Consider the following 20,208-nt stretch of genomic DNA (forward strand, 5'->3'; position numbering starts at 1 on the left):
ACCGCTTACTCTGTTGTGCCCGCAAGGCATGAATCGGTGGGCAGAAGAGGTGCAGTGGTGGGGCTACTGCCTTGCTTTGAAACTTCCATCGTTACGTGATTGACGGATCCATTTCGCCATTCTTACAAGGGCGCACAAAGACGAAGACGGAAAAACCGCGGCGGCTGCGTCAGTTTCTTGCTGGAGCCAGGATCTCTACCAGCTGATCCAATGACAGGATGATTTGCTCAGGTGAGCCTGGCAAGCGCTCAGGTTTCTGCTCATAGCGGTTGCACCACACCACTTGCATCCCGAAATCGGAGGCGGCATAGGCATCCCACGCATTCGACGATTGAAAAGAAACCTGCTCAGGACGCAAATCAAGCTGCTCGAGAGCGTATTCGTATACGCGGGGATGGGTCTTGTACACTTTGACGTCATCGGCAGACAGCACAAAATCCAATACAGGAGCCAACCCCGCATTCGTGACGGCCGCATTTAGCATTCGAGGCGTGCCATTCGATAAAATGGCGGTCATAAAACCGGGATCGCGTAGCTGATGCAAAGTATCATAAACTTCAGGAAATGCCGATAAATTCAGGTAAAGACCCATCAGTTCGGAATGCAGTTCTGGACTGTACAAGTCCAGACTTTCGAGGGCAAAATTCAAGGCATCGTCGGTTACTTGCCAAAAATCGACATAGCGCCCCTGCAATGAGCGGAGCCATGTGTATTGAAGTTGCTTGTCTCGCCACAAGACGGTCAATACATCTCGTTTTTCGTTGGGTACGCCGGTACAGCCTGCTGCGGCTGAACTAAAGTCAAAAAGCGTCCCATAGGCATCGAAGATGCAGGCCTTGATGTCTTGAATTCGCCGGTTCATGCCACAGTACCCCGGATGGGGTAATCGTTCTTGAAGATAAATTTCAAACCGCCTACCAAACGCTTGATGTCAGGACGAATAAATGGAGCGTTGGCAATATCAACCAGATGTAGTACACCTTCCGGATTGACAATGAAAAGCCCCGGCTCAGGAAACCTATGATCTGTTTCGGCGGACGAACGCGGTTCTGAGATATAGAGTCCCAGTGCTTGCATGGTGGGCTCATCCATGCCGTACAATAGTGGAAAGCTGGATTCGATAGCTTCTGCGGTAATGCGTGTCTGCTCTTCAGAGTCTGCGGACACAACAGCGACCGAGATGCCGAGTTCACGTAGATCTGAGAAATGTTCTTCGATCTCTTTGAGATAGGATCTGCAAATGGGACAATGTTGGCCGCGGAAAACAAACAACGCCTGCCATTGCCCGGGTTCACCAAAAGTAAAGGTATCACCACCGTATCGTTTGAAAGCCAAGAGACCGAATTTTTCTCCTGGATGGAGCTTGTTCGTCGTTTTCATCACATGTTCCTCCTTATATTGTTGCGGTCGTTTGACAGATTGTCAGGCGGCGGAATCGACCTTGTAGGCCAAAAACATCTCGTCGATTTCGGTATGAAGTAGATGGTTTGAATAATTGCTGAGAGTTTTGATGGCCAAAGCGTGGATGATCTCCAACGCATGGCGATCCGTGAAACCCGTCGCACGAAATGCATTCAACTCGCTTTCTGTCGGTCGACCACGGGTGTCCACCATGATTTGAGTGAATTTCGTGAGCGCCGCCAAGCGGTCATCGGGTATGGGCTTGCGCGCTCGTAGTGCTTGCAGCACAGGTTCGGGTACCTGCGACATTTTCTCGGCGATGAAACTGTGTGCGGCCGTACAATAATCACACCCATTGGCCAAGCTGATTGTTAAAAAAACAGTCTCCTGTTCAGCGGGCGTAAATCCGGACGCTTGGCGAAAACGGGCGTATGCATCGAGATAGCTCTCCAGCAAACCCGGAGAGTTAGCCATGTTGGCGTACATGTTCGGGATGAAGCCGTTGGCTTTTTTGGCTTTTTCCAGCGCCCGTCGCACAGATGGATCCGGATTTCCCAGTGTTTGCGGGTAGAGTTTGAGTTTTGCAGTCTGGTTCATCGGAGTCTCCTTGGTGATTCATAACTTGATCCGCCTTAGCTCAAAGAGAGGCGGGCACTCTTACGCACGTTACCCCGAGGAGTGAGATGACTGACTTGACTGAGTCCTGCCCATCAGTGTCGGCGTTGGAAGTCCCACCATGACGTGTTCGACCAAGGCATGGAATCGCTCCAGTGGCGTGTCGAGTCGGCCCATGACCCGTATGGCAAACACGGTGCCGATCAGGGCGGCTGAGGCAGCGTCGATGTCTGCCTCCGGCCTGAGTTGACCCTTTTCAAGAGCGGCCTCGAGCCTTTTGGCAAAAAATTGCTCAACCTCGTTCAGTCGTTCTTGAACGATGGTGCGAGCTTCATTGGACATCTCCGCTCCATCGAGCACGGTATTGACGAGCAGGCAGCCCCGCCGCTCCGCATCCGACAAGGTCATTACAACCATTTCTCCCAGAAATTCCCGGATTGCGCTGAGCGGGTCTTCCTTCGCGGACAGACGTGTTAGACGCTCATCCAGTCCCTGATGAGCATATTGGCGCAACACTTGGACGAACAATCCATCCTTATCCTTGAATCGGTGATAAAGACTAGGTGCACTCAAACCAGTGGCATCAGTAAGGTCCCTGATCGATGTTTCGGCATAACCTTTACGCCAAAATACACTGATCGCTTTTTCGAGCAAATCGTCATCGGAAACACGGCGTTGACGGGGCATGCAGGGCTCTCGAATAGGATTTGAAACAAATATATCTAACGATAGTTATATTGCAAGGGGTGCTGCTTGTTCACACAAAAACATCAAAATCGAGGGCTGTAGCGTTACATCCGCAGACGGAAGCCCTCCTGAACTACCGCGGCTTCGCGCAGTCATCATCCAAAAAGATGAGGCAGAGACGATATCGGCCTTGGTTCCCTCGGTTTAGTTTGCGTCTCTGGCCAAACGTATTCCGGAGAATTGCCAGCAGGCATCAGTCGGGAAGAAGTTGCGATAACTGGCCCGCACCTGATCGGGGGGCGTCACGCAAGATCCGCCGCGGAGCACATATTGGTTGACCATGAACTTGCCGTTGTATTCGCCCACGGCACCTGCGCAAATGCGGTAGCCCGGATAGGGTGAGTAATTGGATTGCGTCCATTCCCAAGTATCGCCAAAGCACTGCATAAGGCCATCGCCTTGGGGTGTGGATGGATGAAAGATCTCCGAATCGGCAAAATGCCCTGTAACGGGAAGCAATTGCGCGGCATGCTCCCATTCCGCCTCACTTGGCAATCGTGCTTCGGCCCACCGGGCGTAGGCGTCGGTCTCGTAGTAGGACACATGCACCACTGGGAGATGCCTGCTCAAAGGGCGTAAGCCGCTGAGGGTAAATTCAAACCAGGCATCGTCCATCCAGCGCCAATACAGAGGATGAGCGCGGCCTTGCCGTTGGCGCCAGTCCCACCCGTCGGCCAGCCAGAACAAGGGGTTGTCGTAGCCGCCATCTTCGATGAAGTCGAGATATTCACCATTGGTGACCAGGCGTGAGGCCAATTGATAATCTGGTAAATAAACGAGATGGCGTGGCAGTTCATTGTCGAAACAGAATCCTTTGCCATTATGTCCAATCTCGATCAGTCCCGCCGAATATGCCAGCCACTCCAGCGGGGGCGATTCGCGATCGACGACGGATTGCGCTTCGGTATAGCTTGGAGCCAAAGGATTGAACGACAACAGGTGCTTGATGTCCGTCAGTAAGAGCTCTTGATGCTGTTGTTCGTGATGCAGGCCAAGCGTGATCAAAGCGCACTGGTCCGGGTTGAGCATGCCTCTGTCGAGTAGATCCAGAACACGCTGGTCGACCGTGGCGCGATAAGCGAGCACTTCTTCCAGACTCGGTCGGGTTAGCAATCCACGATGAGGCCGTGGGTATTGATTGCCGATGCCGTTGTAGTAGGAATTGAACAGTTCCCGAAAGACGGAATTGTAAGGCCTGAATCGCGCCTCGGCTCGTTCTAGAATGAAGGTTTCGAAGAACCAAGTGGTATGAGCCAAATGCCATTTGGCCGGACTGGCCTCCATCATGGATTGAGCGCAACAGTCTTCCGGAGATAAGGGCGTGATCAAAGCGATCGCGCGGCCGCGAATGACTTTATAGAAAGCGTGCAATTGAGAGATATTCATGTTTGCCGAACCTTGTGGAGTATTCAACAGGTGCGCGCCAGGACAATGGCGAACCAGCGCCGCGCGTCCATCCAGACATCTATCTGCCCGAAGCCGGCCTGTCGCAAGCGGTCTTCTAATATTTTGGGTGTGTATTTGTAACTGTTCTCCGTATGAATCCGTTCGCCGCTGGCGAAGTGCCGTTCACCGCCCGGCCAATGAACGACCGTCGTGGTTTTGGCCTCGAGGTGCATTTCGATACGCGATAGCGAATTATTGAAAAAGGCGACATGCCGCCAATGTTTAGGTTTAAAATCACTCCCGATCAAGCAGTTCGCATGTCTGAGAATGTTCTGGTTGAATCGGGCTGTTACCCCGTCCGCGTCATTGTAGGCCGCTTCAAGAATTGCTGGATCTTTAACCAGATCGACGCCGATCAACAAAGCGCCGTCCTTGCCCGCCAGGGCATGGCTGCGCTCCAACAAGGCGAGGCTGTCAGCCGGATCGAAATTGCCGATGGAAGAGCCGGGGTAAAATACTACACGTTTGGAATACGGTACCCCGGTCGGAAGCGTAATCGGTACCGCCAAATCGGCGGCGACGGTATGGGTGATCAAGCCTGGGAAGGCTGATCGTAGACGGTTTGCGCCCTCGCGAACGAATTCCTCAGCCACGTCGATGGCCACAAAGTGGCTGGGCTGGATGAGCCGGCAGAGTGTTTGAGATTTTTCGCAATTGCCAGCGCCAAGTTCGATGAGCGTCAAGCCTTGTCCGATAGCGAGTGCGATATCCTCACCGAATTGATTCAGGATTTCGAGTTCCGTGCGAGTCGGATAGTATTCTGGCAAGCGGGTAATCAGCTCGAACAACTCGCTGCCGTGATTGTCATAGAAGTATTTTGAAGCAATGCGGGCAGGACTGCGTTTCAGCGCGTCGATGATCGTCAAGGGTTCGATTGAGGCATCAAGAGGCATTTATTTTTCCCTTTTTTAGGATGCAGGATTCCTTGTTTGATCAATCCGGAAAGACAGGGTAATGTCAGGGTTGGCTCTTTGTCTTCCCCGAAGGGGATCAATGTGCCTGACTCGATTGGGTCTTGGCAAAGTCGCCTGCCGCGATCTGTTGGGATCCTGTCAAATGATAGTGCCAGAACGTTTCAGGCAGCACCGGGCTGCGCGAGACCACATTGCCAAACCCGCCGGCGAAGGCAATGTGCGCCAGGTAAACCGTGATCATGAAACCGATCCCAGAATCCAGGCCAAAATATCCGATGCCGGTGGAGGTCGTCGCCGGACTGATCATGAAGATCGTGGCGATGACCAGCGCATAGGGAATGGCCAACCACCAACGCGTGCGGCCGAATACCAGCACGTAAATGGTCACGAATCCCACGCCGTTGAGAAAGTGATCTGCCCAGCCGAGGATGTTCGAATACAGATCTGGGCCATGCATGAAGCGGTTGGTCATGAGCACGCCGATGAGTTCCGGCATGGAGCCTGGCATGGCGTGGAACATGCGAAAACCGATGAGACGCACGATTTCCAGTGCGATTGTTCCAGCAATTCCGCCCATGACCCCGGTCAACAAGGCACGTGAAAGCCGATGCCAACCCATGAAGGGAGCGGCGATGCCGATACCGACCCAGACCGCAAGTGCTGGCAGCAGAGCATAGATTGTCAGAAATTGCATGGGCCAGTAACCGCCGGAGGCGGCCACGAATATCAGGGGTGAAATCGAGGCGACGGCCAGTACGAACAAGGTTGCCACAAGTTCGCCGCGATGCGCTAATTGTAAGTTTGCCATGGGAGTATCCTCTTGGCGGCGCGCGGCTCGGCGAGACCCGATAGCCTCATTAACAGTAGAGCCGCGCGTCGTTTGATGGTTGATGTTACTGGGTGGCGTTGCGCGCGATGGCGGCAAATTTCTTGTCCATCATCTTGCCCGGCATGGCCAACTTGGGATTGATGCTGCGCATCAATTGCGAGGGCTCGAAGTAGCCGACGTAGGTCGTCCCGCCCTTAACCCAGACATAGATGCGTGCAGGAATCACGGCACCCACAGCCGGATCCATGGCGAACAGCTTTTTACCCGCGGAGGGATTGCCGACCAGGAAACTCTCCGCCCCTTTGAGTTGCAGTCCGGTCATGCTCAGAATTTGTTTCTGGTTGATCTTGCCCATGACCATGAGTCCATTGCTGGCCACAGAGCGCTTGAGTGCCGAGACCGTCGCATTGAACCCGTGCTGTGAAGCCTGACTGACGAAGGCTGTTCCGGAGGCGAATGCCGTGCTGGTGGCCAGAGCAGTTAGCAAGCCGGCAGCGGCAAGCTGGAGACCCATTCGATATATGCTTGTTTTAATTGTAGACATGGCGATTCCTCTCTTCAATGAATAAATGATGACTACGGAGCAATGATGTTCACACGCTCACTGGTACTGACGAGAGAAGTCACGGGTTCTTACATGCACTTCCGAATCAGACAGCTTCTTTTTGTGAAACTTTCATAAAGATGCAAAAAGACGCAGGTCAATATTCATTTTTTTCAAAACACATCATTTAGACATTATCTGTCTTCTTATCATGAAATCTCATGAGAGTCTCTTGCATGGGCCTGTCTTTTCTGGTGGGTGAAAAAAATCAATTAGATGATCAACAAGCGTAAGAATCAGCGAATTAGAGCGTCTGTATCAATAATCGTTCTATTGTGTTGAATTTCGAGGAGTAGTTTTATGAATGTTCCTGGCCAGTCTCCACTTCAACAAATCAGAGATATCGAGGGACAATTGATTGAATTGAAAGGGCAGCCCCTTCTATTATTTTCACTATTCCGGGAGGCAACATGTCCTTTTTGCAATTACCGGGTTTACGAATTGACCCGAGAATGTCAGTTCTGGTCCGGCAGCGGAATCGAAATCGTTGCCGTTTTCCATTCTTCGGAATCAGATGTTCGTCGGTTCATCGCTCAGAGACCCAGGCCATTCAGGGTGGTTGCTGACCCTACAGGGTATGCCCATAGTCTATTCGAGACTGATGTTTCCCTTTCCGGCAAGGTTCTTGCTATGGCGAAGCGCATGCCCGCTTGGGTTCGAGGCATATGGATGGCTGGTCTGGCAGGGTTTCTGAAGGGTAGCGGGCGTCTGTTGCCAGCTGATTTTATGATCGATGAACACGGTCAAATTATAGAGGCCTATTATGGGAGAGATGCCGGCGATCATATTCCGCTCGCACGAGTCGAATCGCACTTGCTTGGTAAAGTCCGCTTAGAATCCCGTAGATAATGTTTGGGCTTTCCACGGGACCCCATGCTGTTTTAAGCACGGTCGAGGCGCTTACCGGACCTCGTGTTCACTATGTTAGATCAGGGGATTTTTCCGATCGTGGAAGACCACGGGCATCGTTAGATAGCGGCGGATACAGCCATTCAAGGACGTCCAGCATGGCCTAGGCTGCTTTCGCCTGCACCTCAGTGCTTGACTCTACAGTTAGCACATTATCGGTGCGGATGATCGCCGATTTGTCGCGCACGGCGCACACTTCGTCCAGCAGCCGAACCAGATGATTACCGCCGATGCTGCGGTGGCTGTGCTCGGGGATGATCGCAACCGCCTCGTGCGTCGCGTCATCTCGGCGATGGTCAGGCACTTGAGCGCTCGCCCCGAGGCGATCTGGTCGAAAACGAAGTCCATTGACCAGACCTCGTTCGCCCCGCCGGGGCGGATCAGCGGTTGGCGCTCGGCGGCCGGGATATTCTTGCGCCGTCGGCGACGCACTTGGAGCTTGTCCTGCGCATAGAACCGCTCAACGCGCTTGTGATTGACCCGCCAGCCTTGACGCCTCGCATTTCCTGATCCGGATTTTGGAAAATGTCAGTACTGAAATAAGCCTGCACGTACTGGCGTACAAGCTGAAGCGCATGATGAATCTGATGGGAACATCAAATCTGATCGATGCGATACGAGTGGCCTGAAACCCGTATTTTCTATTACCACCGTTCCAACATAACATGATGGCTCACATGAACCAATATGCCGCAATGTGTACGCAGGTGTTTTGACGCGGTCTGAGCCGGCTCCAGACGCTTGGGGTAACTCATGAGTGGGCGACCTTGATCCCGGGACGAAATCGGCGCATGGTAGGGTCATAACGAGGCAGGGCTGTATCCTCGCGGTCCAATACTTCGACGCCCTTGGCGTCCCCTGACTCACATGACCTCAACTTCTCGAACCGCCCGGTGCGAGCCCGCATGCCGGGTGGTATGACAGGGGCTACTTTGTGCCGCCTCCTGTGCCGATCAATGCCATTAAATCGTCTTTATTCAGGCTAAATATGCAGATTAGGAACTCAGGTCTGGGTTTTGTTGGAGGGGGGTATTTTTTTAACGATAGCATCCACATTCTCTTCTTCTGTGGGTGTCAGAGGAAGTTGTTCGCATTTGCGAAAAATGTCAGTCGTCAATTTAAGCTGCCTGACGAAACGCTGGCAGTGCTTGCACATCAGCAGGTGGAAACGTATTGACCAGCGAGTTGACAGCGGCAGCTTCCCATTCAGATAGGTGGAAGCGTGGTGGGTGACTTCCTTGCATTTAATCATGATGGCCGAATCTCTGATAGGCTTCTATGGCATTCCAAAGACGGGTTTTGGCGCGATGAAGCAAGACGTAGTAATTAGACGCTGATATATCCAGAATCTTACAAATGTCATCAACCGATTGATCCTCGATTTCATGCAAGCGCAAAACTGCTCCCTGAAGGGGGGGGAGTGCCTGTATCGTACTTTCGATCACGCGCTGAAGTTCATCGCTGAGTAATAAGGCTTCGGGTGTATCTGCGGTCCACGGCATCGGCGGATTAAGCCAGTTCCCATCCTCATCGAAACGTCCTGGAAGGTCTTCATTCCAATCGCCCGCGTCTAGCTCTTTGTTGTTGGCACGCAAATAATCGATGGCGCGATGGCTAGCAATACGCAAAATCCATGTTTTGAGGCTGGCGCGTCCTTCAAACCCGGACAAGGACCGGTAAACGCTGAGCCAGACGTCCTGGGCTACATCTTGGGCCGAATCGACACCAACTATAGACTGCGCTAGGCGCAGAACATTCGCATGGTATTTCCTTACCAATTGCGTAAACGCACTTTTGTCTTGCCGGCGCAAGGATTCCAGCCAGTGAAAATTTTCTTCCAGTGAGCCGACCATATCCTCAATCCTTGTTTTTATCTCGGAGAATTCGCTATGCCCGCGTGGTCAAGCAGTAGCTTGAGGCGTCGCAGCTCAAGCTTTTGTCATAATTTACTTTATGAAAGCGCATCAACCATACCGGACAAGTTTCATTTCATCCATCTTCGATTGTAAGAATCAAGCGTATCCGGCGTCATGTATAGATAGAGGGGAATGCTTCAGGCAGTCAATGTCATAAGATTTTCCGACGTGTCCTCGATATTGAGTGGCTGTGATATCTACAGTCTAATCTGATGAAGTCAAGGAGACTAGACGTGAAGAAGCGCTACAGCGAAGAACAGATCATTGGGTTTCTGAAGGAAGTGGACGCGGGCCTACCGATGAAGGAGTTGTGTTGGCGGCACGGGTTCTCGGAGGCCAGTTTCTACCCCTGACGGAACCGGTGACATGGAAGTCACGGATTCCAAGCGCCCGAGCCTCAAGGCGTTGAAATCGGAGGACACGCGGCTGAAAAAGCTGCTGGAGAACGAAGTCACGAAAGAAGCGTCTCAAAAAACGAGGTGAGCGCACCGGCTGGGCACGGGGAGGCGCCAAAGGAAGCGCAACGTTACGGGAGATCAAGCCAAAGCAGCGCTGTCATGCGGGCTGGAAGTTGCCGAACGAAAAGAAATCGTTCTGGGACCGGCTGCACCGGTGCCCTCATTGCGGCGCGCTCTGTGGCCGTGATGAAAATGAGGGTCTGGTGTTATTGCGGTGATTAGAGGCCAGGTCGGCCAGTGAGTTCGGCTCCGGATGGGAGTCGTTCGAGATGTGGAGCAGTGATGGTTTCACCGCGATGAAGCACGAAATTCACGCTATACCTAAAGATTGGCAGGGATAGTTCATAGATCGCCGTTCCGCATCTGAAATTCGAGAATATCGTGTCTGGAGGTCACTATGAGAAACAAAAACATTGCATGGAAATTCGTGGTCGAATTCGTCACACTTGCCTTTCTCGTAGTGACCATTCCGAATGCGCAAGCACATGAAAATGCATCTTCGATAAAATGCCATCCAAATCACACGCTTTTCAAAAACACTGGCCTAGCGGGTCAGTGGGAGATGGGGGCATTTTCGTCTCCACCAAAAGGCCCGGGAGCGGGGAAGCTGGTTGCTTGGAAGGTAGGAACTAACCAAACATGCACGATTGCTTTCGGTAAGCCACATACGCTTTCCGGCAACAGTTTTTATATCGCCTATGATGAGGCCACGCAGCAGTTGTTTGTGCCAAGTTTGGCCGGACAAATATTCATTTTCAATGCACGGACGTTCTTCAAGGTAGGCCGTCTGGTTTCCCCGCAAGGAAGTCGGGTTGCCCGAGTTTCGCCGAATGACAAGGTCCTGTTCGTTCTGTCTTTAACCAAAACGGCGGCTTATGCGTTACCCAGCCACAGATTGCTCTATGAACGAGAGTTTGGCGGCAATGCCATTGCATTCGACCCCAACGGCCGATTTGCCTATATTGGCGGCAACATGAATAGGTCGTTGATTGAGATCGAGACGGAAAACGGCAAAGTGGTGCATGTCTATCCGATTTCTCATTCCGGAGATATTGCTTATGCGGACGGCAAAATTTTCTCCGCTAATATGCGTACGGGCATCATGAGTGTGCTGTACACCCACAGCGGGAAAATAGTGAACATTCCAACGCCCGAGGTCGATCCGCACTTTAGCTATCGCCACATCCCGCAAGCCACAGCGGGGTTCATGCAGTTGGCCGTCGATCCGGCTCGTCACCGACTCTACGCTGCTGGTTTTTCAGGACACATCCTGAAATTTTCCACATCCCAACCCGCCTATCTCGGAAGGATTAAGGTGGCAGCCACGTCAAACGGTGGATCCAATAAATTAAGTGGTATTTCCGTTCTTGACGGCGGGGGAGAAGCGTTGGTCACCGTGGAGAACATCAAAACTGCCGTGGTCGTGAATTTATCGAATGGTCACTTCATTCGGAGGTTGCCGGGTATAGCCAGCAATCGCTGGTTACCCATCGATATACCTCGCCGCAAAGCCCAACCGCACTGAACGCAACACTCATAGCTGACAAGTATGCAGTCGCAATGGCGCCGTCATCCTTCCCTCCAGCAGAAACCAGCAGCCAACACCATAGGAGTTCTCATGAATGCCTTTACAGGTCTGAATGCACTCTACGTCAACACTTCACTCCAGAAAAAGCCTGAGTATAGTCATACCCGGCTTCTGATGAATGCGTCCTCTTCTATCATGAAAAAAAACGGAGTCAATGTCGAATATTTGCACTTGGCTGATCACCAGGTGCCGCCCGGCGTTTATCCCGATATGACCAAACACGGCTGGGAGACCGATGAATGGCTGACTTTATGGGAAAAAGTTGAGACTGCCGACATTCTGATCATCGGCACACCGCTTTGGTTGGGCGAGGAAAGTTCAATCTGCAGAATTTTGATCGAGCGCTTGTACGCCATGTCGGGTGAACTCAATGAAAAGGGCCAGTCCATCTATTACGGCAAAGTCGGTGGATGCATCATCACGGGAAATGAAGATGGGATCAAACACACGGCGATGACCCTCGGATTCGCGCTGAATCACCTGGGGTACACCATTCCACCACAAGCTGATTGTGGCTGGATTGGCGAAGCGGGTCCGGGGCCTTCTTATGGCGATGTTCTTCAAGATGGCACACGGGCCGGTTTCGATAATGATTTTACGCAGCGTAATACAACCATCATGACCTGGAATTGCATGCATTTGGCGCGAATGCTCAAAGACCAGGGCGGGATTTCAAACCAGGGCAATGACCGGATCGCCTGGAAAGCGGGTGAACGGTTTGGCTATGAAAATTCGGAATAAGATCTTTGGACGTGGGTTGTCTTGATGGCGTGACCGTAGAGTCTCTGCCAGTGGAACTATGGATCAGAAAGGAGTCGGCATGTCAAAACACCACTATGATTTGATCGCCATTGGCGCCGGTGGCGGCGGCCTGTCAGTGGCCGAGCGCGCCGCCGCCCATGGCGCGCACTGCGCGGTCGTCGAAGCTGGCCGTCTAGGCGGTACCTGCGTCAACGTAGGCTGCGTGCCCAAGAAAGTGATGTGGTTCGGCGCCCAGATCGCTCATGCCGTCGCGGATGCGCACGACTACGGTTTCGACCTGAGCCTGCGCGGATTCGACTGGGCGACGCTCAAGCACAAACGCGACGCCTATGTAAAGGGTATCAACGACTGGTACCGCACCTATCTGGCCGATTCCGACGTTACGGTGCTGGCTGGTCGCGGCCGTTTCGTCGATGCGCACTCGATCGAAATCGAGGGTCGGATATACACCGCCGAGCACATCGTCATCGCCAGCGGCGGCGAACCGGTCTGGCCCGACGTGCCGGGCGCCGAGCTTGGCATCAGCTCGAACGGTTTCTTCGAGCTGGAAAGCCTACCCGGACGAGTTGCGGTGGTTGGGGCCGGGTACATCGCGGTGGAACTGGCCGGAATGCTGCGCGCGCTCGGCGCAGAAGTCGCACTATACCTGCGGGGCGAGCGTTTGCTGCGTCGTTTCGACCACATGCTGCGCGAGCATCTGACTGAGGCTTTGCTGGACGAGGGTATAGATATCTTCACCCACACCCAGGTAGCAGAAGTGCGGCGTGCCGACGACGGGCGCCTGAATCTGTACTGCGGACAAGGCCGTGAAAGTGCCGGATTCAATGCAGTGCTGTGGGCCATCGGCCGGCGGCCGGCGGTGGCGGGGCTGAATCTGGAATCGATCGGAGTGCTCCTGGAGGATTCAGGACATGTGCAAGTCGATGACTTTCAGAATACCAACGTGCCCGGCGTGTACGCCATTGGTGACGTGACTGGTCAGATGGAATTAACGCCGGTGGCGATCGCGGCCGGCCGGCGGCTGGCTGATCGTCTGTTCGGCGGCCAGCCAGATCGGCATTTGAATTATGAGAATATCCCGACGGTGGTGTTTAGCCATCCGCCGATCGGCACCGTAGGGCTGAGCGAAGACGAGGCGCGGGAAAAGCACGGGGACGCGGTGAAAATCTACCAAGCTTCATTCACGCCGATGTATCACGCGGTGACCGGACGCAAGGTCAAGACGGCGGTCAAGCTGATCACCGTGGGGGCGAAGGAAAAGGTCGTCGGCGCTCATGTAATTGGGCACGGCGCGGATGAGATGCTGCAAGGTTTTGCGGTGGCAATCCGCATGGGGGCTACCAAGCGCGACCTGGATGATACCGTGGCCATCCATCCGACCAGCGCCGAGGAATTGGTGACCTTACGCTGAGACATGAGGGACATGAAGACTTGCCCGGTACCGATCGACCTTGACTGATTCGTGAGAAAAGCAAGGTGACGCGCAGCATGTAAGATCCACGTATTCCGCCCGTCTATGTACAGTATCCCACTAAAACACTACGTTTTTCACGGAGCTGTACCATGCTGGCCACTCTCCCGCTTTTGGTTGACTCAGATTTCCCACACATTCGACGCAAGCGACTGGAAACCCTTCAGGTCAATCTCGGCTACACCTGCAATCAATCGTGCGTGCATTGCCACGTGAACGCGGGGCCTCGACGCACAGAACAAATGCAGCGCATGACAATCGATACGGTCATTTCGGTCCTGCGTAAAGGGAATCTTCAGACGCTGGATCTGACCGGCGGGGCTCCGGAAATGAACCCGCACTTTCGATATCTGGTGAGCGAGGCGCGTGCTCTTGGCATAGAAGTCATCGACCGCTGCAACCTCACTATTCTCGAGGAATCCGGGTGCGAGACACTGGCCGAATTCCTGGCGAGCCAGCAGGTCAGAATCGTCGCTTCGTTACCTTGTTATCTGGAAGACAATGTAGACCACCAGCGGGGCAAAGGAACTTACGCGAGCAGCGTACGCGCGCTGAAACGGCTGAATGCGCTTGGCTACGGACGATCCGATGTTGACTCACTGAGGCTGGATCTTGTTTACAACCCTCAAGGTGCGGAGTTACCGCCAGATCAAGATGAATTGCAGGTGAGTTACAAGCGTCACCTACATGAAAAGTTCGGCATTGTGTTCAACCAACTGCTGACACTGACCAATATGCCCATTCAGCGCTTTGGCAGCCTGTTGCGCTCCAAGAGGCTGTTCAACGATTACTTAAAACTCCTTCGTGAGGCATATCAGGAGGCCAACCTAGAAAATGTTATGTGCCGCACGTTGATCAGTGTTGACTGGCAGGGTTACCTCTACGACTGCGATTTCAACCAGATGCTTGAGTTACAACTCAGGCATGAGGGTAAGCCGCGTATGCATCTCAATGATCTGCTAGGAGCCGACTTGGACGGAAACTCGATCATCGTGGCGGAACACTGTTGGGGCTGCACAGCGGGACACGGAAGCAGTTGCGGCGGCACGTTAACTTGAGCGCAAAGAGACCAACATCAAGCAGTCGAAAACGGAACCGTACCGCATGCTGTTCGCAGATATCCCATCTGCCCGAACCGTCATGCAGTAAACGTCTCGCGCGGGGCGAAATCGTGAATGTTGAGGGAATAAGGAAGTGAACCTGACTGAACGTTTGGACAGCGTTCCGTGGGGACGATTCCATACGGTCGTAACCGTCGCGCTAGGCATCGGTTGGCTGCTGGATGCTTTCGAAGTGACCATCGTGAACAATGTGGTAAGCGTACTCAAGGTGCAGTGGCACTTGAGCAATGTGGAGGCATCCTGGATTCTGAGCATCTGGTTCATCGGCCTAATGATCGGTGCCTATGGCTTCGGCTATCTCGCTGATCGCTTTGGGCGCAAGCAGCTCTTTCTCATCACGCTGCTGGTCTATGGTGTGTTTACCTTTTTGACCGCGTTCTCTTGGAATTTCCAGTCCATGATGGTGTTACGGCTATTGACCGCCATCGGCGTGGGCGCCGAGTACTCGGCGATCAACGCGTCGATCAGTGAGTTCATTCCCGCTCGTCACCGCGGCAAGACGGGAGCAACCGTTATGAACTTCTGGCCAGTCGGGGCAATTTTGGCCGCTGTCGTTTCCCTGTATGTGGTGAACGTGTTGCCACCTGATATCGGCTGGCGTGTTGCTTTCGGTTTCGGCGCGCTGGTGGCAGGCAGCACCGCGCTCATCCGCAGCCACATTCCGGAATCGCCACGCTGGCTGATTACTCAGGGCAATCTGGTCGACGCAGAACGCGTAGTTTCAGGCATCGAACAGCGACACCCTTGGTTGGGAAAAACACAGGTTAAGCGTCATCCTGGCGCCCCGGGCAATTTCTGGGGTCAATCACACGAATTACTCACCCGATATCCCGCGCGGGTAGCTTTGGGTGGGCTATTGGATTTTTCAGAAGCGGCGGGTTACTACGGACTCTTCGCCTTTCTGGCGCTGTTCATTCTCCCCGGCATTCACGTCACCAACGGATTCGTACCGCTTTTCTATATCGTGGGGAACGTCGGTGCTCTTGTCGGAGGGGGGATGGCCGCCGCACTATTGGATCGGGCTGGTAGGAAGCTGACAGTACCTATCTTTTATCTGCTCGCAGCGGGGGCGGTTCTGCTCCTCGCGATGTCGACCACGACACATGCGTGGACCTGGGTCTTGGCTGCATTCACGCTAGCGAACGTATTTGCGACAGGCAGTTGGATATCCGCTTATCCCACGTTCTCGGAAATCTTTCCTACCCATCTGCGGTCGACGGGTATCGGCCTGTCGGTGGCCATTGGCCGATTTGGTGCATTTTCAGCCCCACTGGTACTGACCTACGTTGCAAATGCGTTCGGCATGGTGCCGGCTCTGATGCTGCTGGCGAGTTTCTGGCTCATCGGCGCTGCGGCTATGGTGCCGTGGTATTTCCGCGGAGTGGAGGGCAAAGGGCAAGCATTGGAGCGATTGGTGACTGGAGAGGGGGCGTGATAATGTCGGAACAGCCTTTGCTGGAGCAAGGCATTCGTCCTGGCCGCAACTGCCCGATGCACTATCGTTACTCGGCGTCTGTCTTCCACCGATCGCCCGTGCTTGAGGCCGACATTCTATATGTGATTGGCGGCTTGTACGGCAATGTGGAAGCGCTGAATGCCGTGCTGGCAATGAAACGTTTGGAAGAGCGTCGCGGCGCAGGCGTGACACTTTTCTTCAACGGTGACTTCAATTGGTTCAACGTGAATTTAGACGACTTCAAGATCATCAATGACACGGTTCTGGAGCACGCGGCGATCCAAGGCAACGTTGAGGCCGAACTTGGCGAGTCCGGTCACGGGGTCGGCTGCGGTTGCGCCTATCCGACCTCGACGTCGGACGAAGTCGTCGAGCATTCTAACCGCATCATGGATCGACTTCGAGCTACCGCTGGGCATTTCCAGGGATTAACCGATCGACTATCAGTGTTGCCGATGCACGCAACGGTAACCGTGGGTGACAAGCGGATCGGTATTGTTCATGGCGATCCCGTATCACTGGCCGGCTGGGCTTTCGCGGTGGAGAACTTGACACCGCCAGCGGAATGCAAAGCATCTGATGGCGATGCTTCGGTGCGTCTTGCTGGCTACCTTCGAGAAGCACAGGTCGATGCTTTCTGCTCCACGCACACCTGTCTGCCGGTGATGCGAGTATTGCGCATCGATGATGACCGCGAGACCGTGATTGCCAACAATGGGGCAGCTGGGATGCCGAACTTCCAATCGACGCGATACGGGCTGCTAACACGAATATCCACCCGCCACGGCACCCCTCCACGCGACAGTCTCTATGGAGTCACAGTCGGCAATTTGCGAATCGATGCAGTTCCCATTTACTACGATCACGACGCGTGGTTACGCCGATTCACGCGCAATTGGGGACCACAATCTCCAGCCTATTTATCTTATTTCAGAAGGCTTACCACTGGGCCGGAACATGTCATCGAACAAGCAATTTTGGGTGGAGTCAAACGTACATTCTGCCTCTCAACCCTGTTGCAAGACGCTGCGAACTCTGGAGCGAAGCGATGACCGTCGGCCTCAAGAATGTTTTGCGAGTTGCACTTATTCTCCTATTGGGGACCCTGGCGACGCTCTACTTTACCGGAGGGTTGACTCAGGAGCTGACATTGTCCGCATTGAAGACCCAGTTGAGTGTTTTCGCCGATTACCGCAATGCACATCCGTTGCTCATCTCGGTCTTCTATTTCCTGGTTTATGTCGTCAGCCTTTCGCTGTCTTTGCCGGTCGCGGCGCTTCTGACGCTCGCAGCCGGAGCTTTGTTCGGCATCTTGTGGGGTACTCTGCTTGTCTCGTTTGCCTCGACGATTGGCGCGACGATTGCCTTTTTGATGGCACGCTACGCGCTGAGGGACGCGGTGCAAAAACGTTTCGGATATAAGTTGTCTGTACTCAATGCAGGGATCGAACGCGAAGGGGGCTATTACCTGCTTTCGCTACGATTGGTGCCGCTTTTCCCTGTTTGGCTCGTGAACCTTCTCACCGGGCTTACGCCGCTGCGTACTTCCACCTTCTATTGGACAAGCCAGGTGGGGATGTTGCCGGGCACGCTCGTCTACGTTTATACGGGTACGCAGCTGAGTCGTCTTGGAACGACGCACGATATTTTTTCTGCGCAATTGCTCCTCGCCTTCACTTTGCTGGGGCTGCTCCCGCTTATTGCAAAAAGGGCGCTAGTCGCCATCAAGACAATGCAGGTTTCCCGGCACTGGTCACGTCCGTCGCGCTTTGACTATAACGTCGTGGTGATCGGCGCAGGCTCCGCTGGGTTGACGGCTTCGTATATCGCCGCTGCGGTTAAGGCCAAGGTGGCGCTGGTGGAAAAACACCGAATGGGTGGAGATTGTTTGAACACCGGTTGTGTCCCCTCCAAAGCCTTGTTGCGGACAGCCAAGCTCGCTGCACACATGCGCGATGGCGCGCGATACGGTCTGTCAACGGTGAGGCCAGATATCGATTTCGCAGCCGTGATGAAGCACGTTCAGGGCGTCGTTGAAACGGTAGCGCCTCATGATTCTGCCGATCGCTACACGAGTCTCGGTGTGCATTGTTTATACGGAAATGCTCAAATTGTGTCGCCCTTTACGGTCGAGGTGACCGATGAGACCGGGAAAACGCAGAGGCTGACTACTCGTAGCATCATTCTCGCCACAGGCGCACACCCGCGCGTTCCACTCATTCCGGGCCTAGCCGACGTGGGCTATCTCACCTCCGACAACGTATGGTCCTTACGCGAACTACCCACCCGTCTGGTGGTCCTCGGTGGTGGCCCGATCGGCTGTGAACTCGCTCAAGCTTTCGCTCGCCTTGGCGCGCAGGTGACGCTGATCGAAATAGGCTCCCAGTTACTGCCGCGGGAAGATATCGAGGTTTCTACTCTTGTGGAAGAATGTTTTCGCCGCGACGGCATCGACGTGCGAACAGGCCACAAAGCGATTCGTTGCGAACGGAATGATGGGGTGAACCGTCTACTGATGGAATATCGAGGCGAAGAGATCCCTATTGTCTTCGACAAACTGCTGTGCGCACTTGGTCGCGTGGCCAATCTCGAAGGGTACGGTTTGGAAACCTTGGGTATCGACACTCGGAGTCGGCGCAACATTGAGGTCAACGAGTACCTAGAAACCGTTTATCCCAACATTTATGCCTGCGGCGACGTAGCTGGTCCTTACCAGTTCACGCACACAGCTGCTCATCAGGCATGGTACGCCACGGTCAACGCTCTGTTCGGGGTGATCAGACGCTTCAAGGTCGACTATTCGACCATCCCTTGGGTGATCTTTACCGATCCAGCGGTCGCGCGCGTGGGTCTCAACGAAAAGGATGCCCGCGAAAAAACAATTGCCTATGAAATCACCCGCTTCGATCTTGATGAGCTCGACCGCGCCATCGTCAATGGCGCCGCGTACGGATTCGTCAAGGTGCTTACCGTTCCGGGCAGTGACCGCATTTTGGGGGCGACGATTGTTGCCGAGTGCGCGGACGAGATATTGACTGAATTGGTTTTGGCTATGCGACACGGTATTGGCTTAAACAAAATTCTCGGCACAATCCATGTATATCCGACGTTGGCGGAGGCGAACAAGTATACGGCAGGCGCATGGAAACGTGCGCATGCCCCGCAGCGCCTGATGAATTTGTTCGCACGCTACCACGCCTGGCGCCGGAAGGAATCTGGGTTCGTGGCATCAGCTCGAAAGGAAGCGCAATGAAGCCGCAATCGTCTTTAGACCTGTCGATCATCCTGCCAATATTGAATGAGGCACCCCTGATCCGGCCTGCGTTGCGCCGGCTCCTCCCACTTCGTCGGCAGGGCGTCGAAGTGATCGTGGTCGACGGCGGGAGTCAGGATGGCAGCAGCGAACGCGTTGGGCCCTTCGCGGAACAATGCATGAGGTCTGAGCGCGGTCGGAGCATACAAATGAATGCCGGGGCGCAGGCAGCACGCGGCCGTGTGCTGCTGTTCCTACACGTCGATACACTTCTTCCATTGGACGCCAAGTGCCAGATTCAGAGCGCGCTCGCCGACAACAGCCGTTGCTGGGGACGTTTCGATGTGCGTATCGAGGGAAAACATCCGAGTTTGCGCGTGATTGCTGTGATGATGAATTTGCGTTCGCGCCTGACCGGTATCGCCACTGGTGATCAAGCACTTTTCGTTACGTGCGAGGCTTTCGAGCGAGTGGGAGGGTTTCCGCCCCAAGCCTTGATGGAGGATATAGCACTATCGCGCAGCCTCAAACGTTTGTCGCCGCCCGCCTGCTTACGTGCGACCGTGGTGACATCAGGCCGACGCTGGGAACGCCATGGTGTGCTTCGGACCATCACACTGATGTTGTGGCTGCGTCTAACCTACTTCTTAGGCGTTTCACCTCAACGTCTGGCTCGTTGGTACGGTTATCGCGGTGAGATCAAGCCGCGTTGATCCAC

General features: G+C 54.0%; 19 protein-coding genes and 2 pseudogenes. 10 read left to right on the top strand and 11 right to left on the bottom strand.

Translation table 11 applies throughout. The annotated features are described in order from the left end of the window. Nucleotides 1-169 precede the first annotated feature (169 nt). The 8 genes from BI364_RS08270 to BI364_RS08305 all read right to left on the bottom strand — a co-directional run bounded on the left by BI364_RS08270 (nt 170) and on the right by BI364_RS08305 (nt 6,466). Nucleotides 170-862, bottom strand: coding sequence for a haloacid dehalogenase type II (locus BI364_RS08270; RefSeq protein WP_070078334.1), 693 nt, complete (start codon nt 860-862; stop codon nt 170-172). After that, on the bottom strand, nt 859-1,380 hold the full coding sequence (locus tag BI364_RS08275; protein ID WP_070078335.1) for a peroxiredoxin-like family protein: 522 nt from the start codon (nt 1,378-1,380) through the stop codon (nt 859-861). Before BI364_RS08275 ends, BI364_RS08270 begins: the two co-directional genes overlap by 4 nt. Before the next feature lie 42 nt (nt 1,381-1,422). Continuing rightward, nucleotides 1,423-1,998: a carboxymuconolactone decarboxylase family protein gene (locus BI364_RS08280; protein WP_070078336.1), complete on the bottom strand. Its 576-nt coding sequence runs from the start codon at nt 1,996-1,998 to the stop codon at nt 1,423-1,425. 69 nt (nt 1,999-2,067) lie between these two features. Next, a complete protein-coding gene (locus tag BI364_RS08285; protein ID WP_197495978.1) occupies nt 2,068-2,670 on the bottom strand; it encodes a TetR/AcrR family transcriptional regulator in 603 nt (200 codons plus the stop codon). A 237-nt stretch (nt 2,671-2,907) separates the two neighbouring features. Further along, a complete protein-coding gene (egtB, locus tag BI364_RS08290) occupies nt 2,908-4,176 on the bottom strand; it encodes an ergothioneine biosynthesis protein EgtB (RefSeq protein WP_233279602.1) in 1,269 nt (422 codons plus the stop codon). Then, the gene (egtD, locus tag BI364_RS08295; RefSeq protein WP_070078339.1) at nt 4,173-5,102 is read right to left on the bottom strand and encodes an L-histidine N(alpha)-methyltransferase; all 930 of its coding nucleotides are present in this window, start codon (nt 5,100-5,102) and stop codon (nt 4,173-4,175) included. The genes egtB and egtD overlap by 4 nt, the downstream gene beginning before the upstream one ends. Before the next feature lie 97 nt (nt 5,103-5,199). After that, a complete protein-coding gene (locus BI364_RS08300; RefSeq protein WP_156782675.1) occupies nt 5,200-5,931 on the bottom strand; it encodes a hypothetical protein in 732 nt (243 codons plus the stop codon). Nucleotides 5,932-6,016: 85 nt separating this feature from the next. After that, on the bottom strand, nt 6,017-6,466 hold the full coding sequence (locus BI364_RS08305) for a DUF302 domain-containing protein (protein WP_070078341.1): 450 nt from the start codon (nt 6,464-6,466) through the stop codon (nt 6,017-6,019). Nucleotides 6,467-6,856: 390 nt separating this feature from the next. Between BI364_RS08305 and BI364_RS17375 the strand changes: the two genes are divergently transcribed. After that, on the top strand, nt 6,857-7,405 hold the full coding sequence (locus tag BI364_RS17375; protein WP_083251262.1) for a peroxiredoxin family protein: 549 nt from the start codon (nt 6,857-6,859) through the stop codon (nt 7,403-7,405). A gap of 211 nt (nt 7,406-7,616) precedes the next feature. Here BI364_RS17375 and BI364_RS18640 read toward each other — a convergent pair. The 3 genes and pseudogenes from BI364_RS18640 to BI364_RS08325 all read right to left on the bottom strand — a co-directional run. Next, nucleotides 7,617-7,963, bottom strand: a pseudogene (locus BI364_RS18640) (IS3 family transposase); the annotation flags it as partial. 505 nt (nt 7,964-8,468) lie between these two features. After that, nucleotides 8,469-8,717: a zf-HC2 domain-containing protein gene (locus tag BI364_RS19155; protein ID WP_083251263.1), complete on the bottom strand. Its 249-nt coding sequence runs from the start codon at nt 8,715-8,717 to the stop codon at nt 8,469-8,471. Beyond that, nucleotides 8,710-9,318 carry an RNA polymerase sigma factor gene (locus BI364_RS08325; protein WP_070078345.1) on the bottom strand — a complete coding sequence of 203 codons (609 nt, stop codon included), beginning with the start codon at nt 9,316-9,318 and terminating at the stop codon, nt 8,710-8,712. The genes BI364_RS19155 and BI364_RS08325 overlap by 8 nt, the downstream gene beginning before the upstream one ends. Nucleotides 9,319-9,593: 275 nt before the next feature. Between BI364_RS08325 and BI364_RS18645 the strand changes: the two are divergent. From BI364_RS18645 to BI364_RS08370, 9 genes and pseudogenes are all read left to right on the top strand, one after another. Further along, nucleotides 9,594-9,855: pseudogene (locus tag BI364_RS18645) on the top strand (transposase); the annotation flags it as partial. Between the two features lie 381 nt (nt 9,856-10,236). After that, a complete protein-coding gene (locus tag BI364_RS08335) occupies nt 10,237-11,364 on the top strand; it encodes a YncE family protein (RefSeq protein WP_070078347.1) in 1,128 nt (375 codons plus the stop codon). Between the two features lie 93 nt (nt 11,365-11,457). Further along, complete coding sequence (locus BI364_RS08340) at nt 11,458-12,168, top strand: flavodoxin family protein (RefSeq protein ID WP_070078348.1); 711 nt, start codon at nt 11,458-11,460, stop codon at nt 12,166-12,168. Nucleotides 12,169-12,247: 79 nt separating this feature from the next. After that, complete coding sequence (gene gorA, locus BI364_RS08345) at nt 12,248-13,600, top strand: glutathione-disulfide reductase (protein WP_070078349.1); 1,353 nt, start codon at nt 12,248-12,250, stop codon at nt 13,598-13,600. Nucleotides 13,601-13,752: 152 nt separating this feature from the next. Further along, on the top strand, nt 13,753-14,718 hold the full coding sequence (arsS, locus tag BI364_RS08350) for an arsenosugar biosynthesis radical SAM (seleno)protein ArsS (protein ID WP_070078350.1): 966 nt from the start codon (nt 13,753-13,755) through the stop codon (nt 14,716-14,718). Between the two features lie 136 nt (nt 14,719-14,854). Further along, nucleotides 14,855-16,216 (top strand): MFS transporter, encoded by a 1,362-nt coding sequence (locus BI364_RS08355; RefSeq protein ID WP_070078351.1) that lies wholly within the window; start codon nt 14,855-14,857, stop codon nt 16,214-16,216. A 2-nt stretch (nt 16,217-16,218) separates the two neighbouring features. Further along, nucleotides 16,219-17,289, top strand: a complete 1,071-nt coding sequence (locus BI364_RS08360; RefSeq protein WP_070078352.1) for a hypothetical protein — start codon at nt 16,219-16,221, stop codon at nt 17,287-17,289. Then, nucleotides 17,286-19,490 (top strand): FAD-dependent oxidoreductase, encoded by a 2,205-nt coding sequence (locus BI364_RS08365; RefSeq protein WP_070078353.1) that lies wholly within the window; start codon nt 17,286-17,288, stop codon nt 19,488-19,490. Before BI364_RS08360 ends, BI364_RS08365 begins: the two co-directional genes overlap by 4 nt. Further along, complete coding sequence (locus tag BI364_RS08370) at nt 19,487-20,203, top strand: TIGR04283 family arsenosugar biosynthesis glycosyltransferase (RefSeq protein WP_070078354.1); 717 nt, start codon at nt 19,487-19,489, stop codon at nt 20,201-20,203. Before BI364_RS08365 ends, BI364_RS08370 begins: the two co-directional genes overlap by 4 nt. Nucleotides 20,204-20,208 lie beyond the last annotated feature (5 nt).

The organism is Acidihalobacter yilgarnensis (assembly GCF_001753245.1).
Classification (GTDB): domain Bacteria; phylum Pseudomonadota; class Gammaproteobacteria; order DSM-5130; family Acidihalobacteraceae; genus Acidihalobacter; species Acidihalobacter yilgarnensis.

What these genes read in the sequence shown, in the direction of transcription:
- egtD (WP_070078339.1), bottom strand. Translation starts at nt 5,102, where the DNA reads ATGCCTCTTGATGCCTCAATCGAACCCTTGACGATCATCGACGCGCTG.
- BI364_RS08305 (WP_070078341.1), bottom strand. Translation starts at nt 6,466, where the DNA reads ATGGGTCTCCAGCTTGCCGCTGCCGGCTTGCTAACTGCTCTGGCCACC.
- BI364_RS19155 (WP_083251263.1), bottom strand. Translation starts at nt 8,717, where the DNA reads ATGATTAAATGCAAGGAAGTCACCCACCACGCTTCCACCTATCTGAAT.
- BI364_RS08280 (WP_070078336.1), bottom strand. Translation starts at nt 1,998, where the DNA reads ATGAACCAGACTGCAAAACTCAAACTCTACCCGCAAACACTGGGAAAT.
- BI364_RS08335 (WP_070078347.1), top strand. Translation starts at nt 10,237, where the DNA reads ATGAGAAACAAAAACATTGCATGGAAATTCGTGGTCGAATTCGTCACA.
- BI364_RS08300 (WP_156782675.1), bottom strand. Translation starts at nt 5,931, where the DNA reads ATGGCAAACTTACAATTAGCGCATCGCGGCGAACTTGTGGCAACCTTG.
- BI364_RS08365 (WP_070078353.1), top strand. Translation starts at nt 17,286, where the DNA reads ATGACCGTCGGCCTCAAGAATGTTTTGCGAGTTGCACTTATTCTCCTA.
- BI364_RS08275 (WP_070078335.1), bottom strand. Translation starts at nt 1,380, where the DNA reads ATGAAAACGACGAACAAGCTCCATCCAGGAGAAAAATTCGGTCTCTTG.
- BI364_RS08340 (WP_070078348.1), top strand. Translation starts at nt 11,458, where the DNA reads ATGAATGCCTTTACAGGTCTGAATGCACTCTACGTCAACACTTCACTC.
- BI364_RS08370 (WP_070078354.1), top strand. Translation starts at nt 19,487, where the DNA reads ATGAAGCCGCAATCGTCTTTAGACCTGTCGATCATCCTGCCAATATTG.
- gorA (WP_070078349.1), top strand. Translation starts at nt 12,248, where the DNA reads ATGTCAAAACACCACTATGATTTGATCGCCATTGGCGCCGGTGGCGGC.
- BI364_RS08270 (WP_070078334.1), bottom strand. Translation starts at nt 862, where the DNA reads ATGAACCGGCGAATTCAAGACATCAAGGCCTGCATCTTCGATGCCTAT.
- arsS (WP_070078350.1), top strand. Translation starts at nt 13,753, where the DNA reads ATGCTGGCCACTCTCCCGCTTTTGGTTGACTCAGATTTCCCACACATT.
- BI364_RS17375 (WP_083251262.1), top strand. Translation starts at nt 6,857, where the DNA reads ATGAATGTTCCTGGCCAGTCTCCACTTCAACAAATCAGAGATATCGAG.
- BI364_RS08360 (WP_070078352.1), top strand. Translation starts at nt 16,219, where the DNA reads ATGTCGGAACAGCCTTTGCTGGAGCAAGGCATTCGTCCTGGCCGCAAC.
- BI364_RS08325 (WP_070078345.1), bottom strand. Translation starts at nt 9,318, where the DNA reads ATGGTCGGCTCACTGGAAGAAAATTTTCACTGGCTGGAATCCTTGCGC.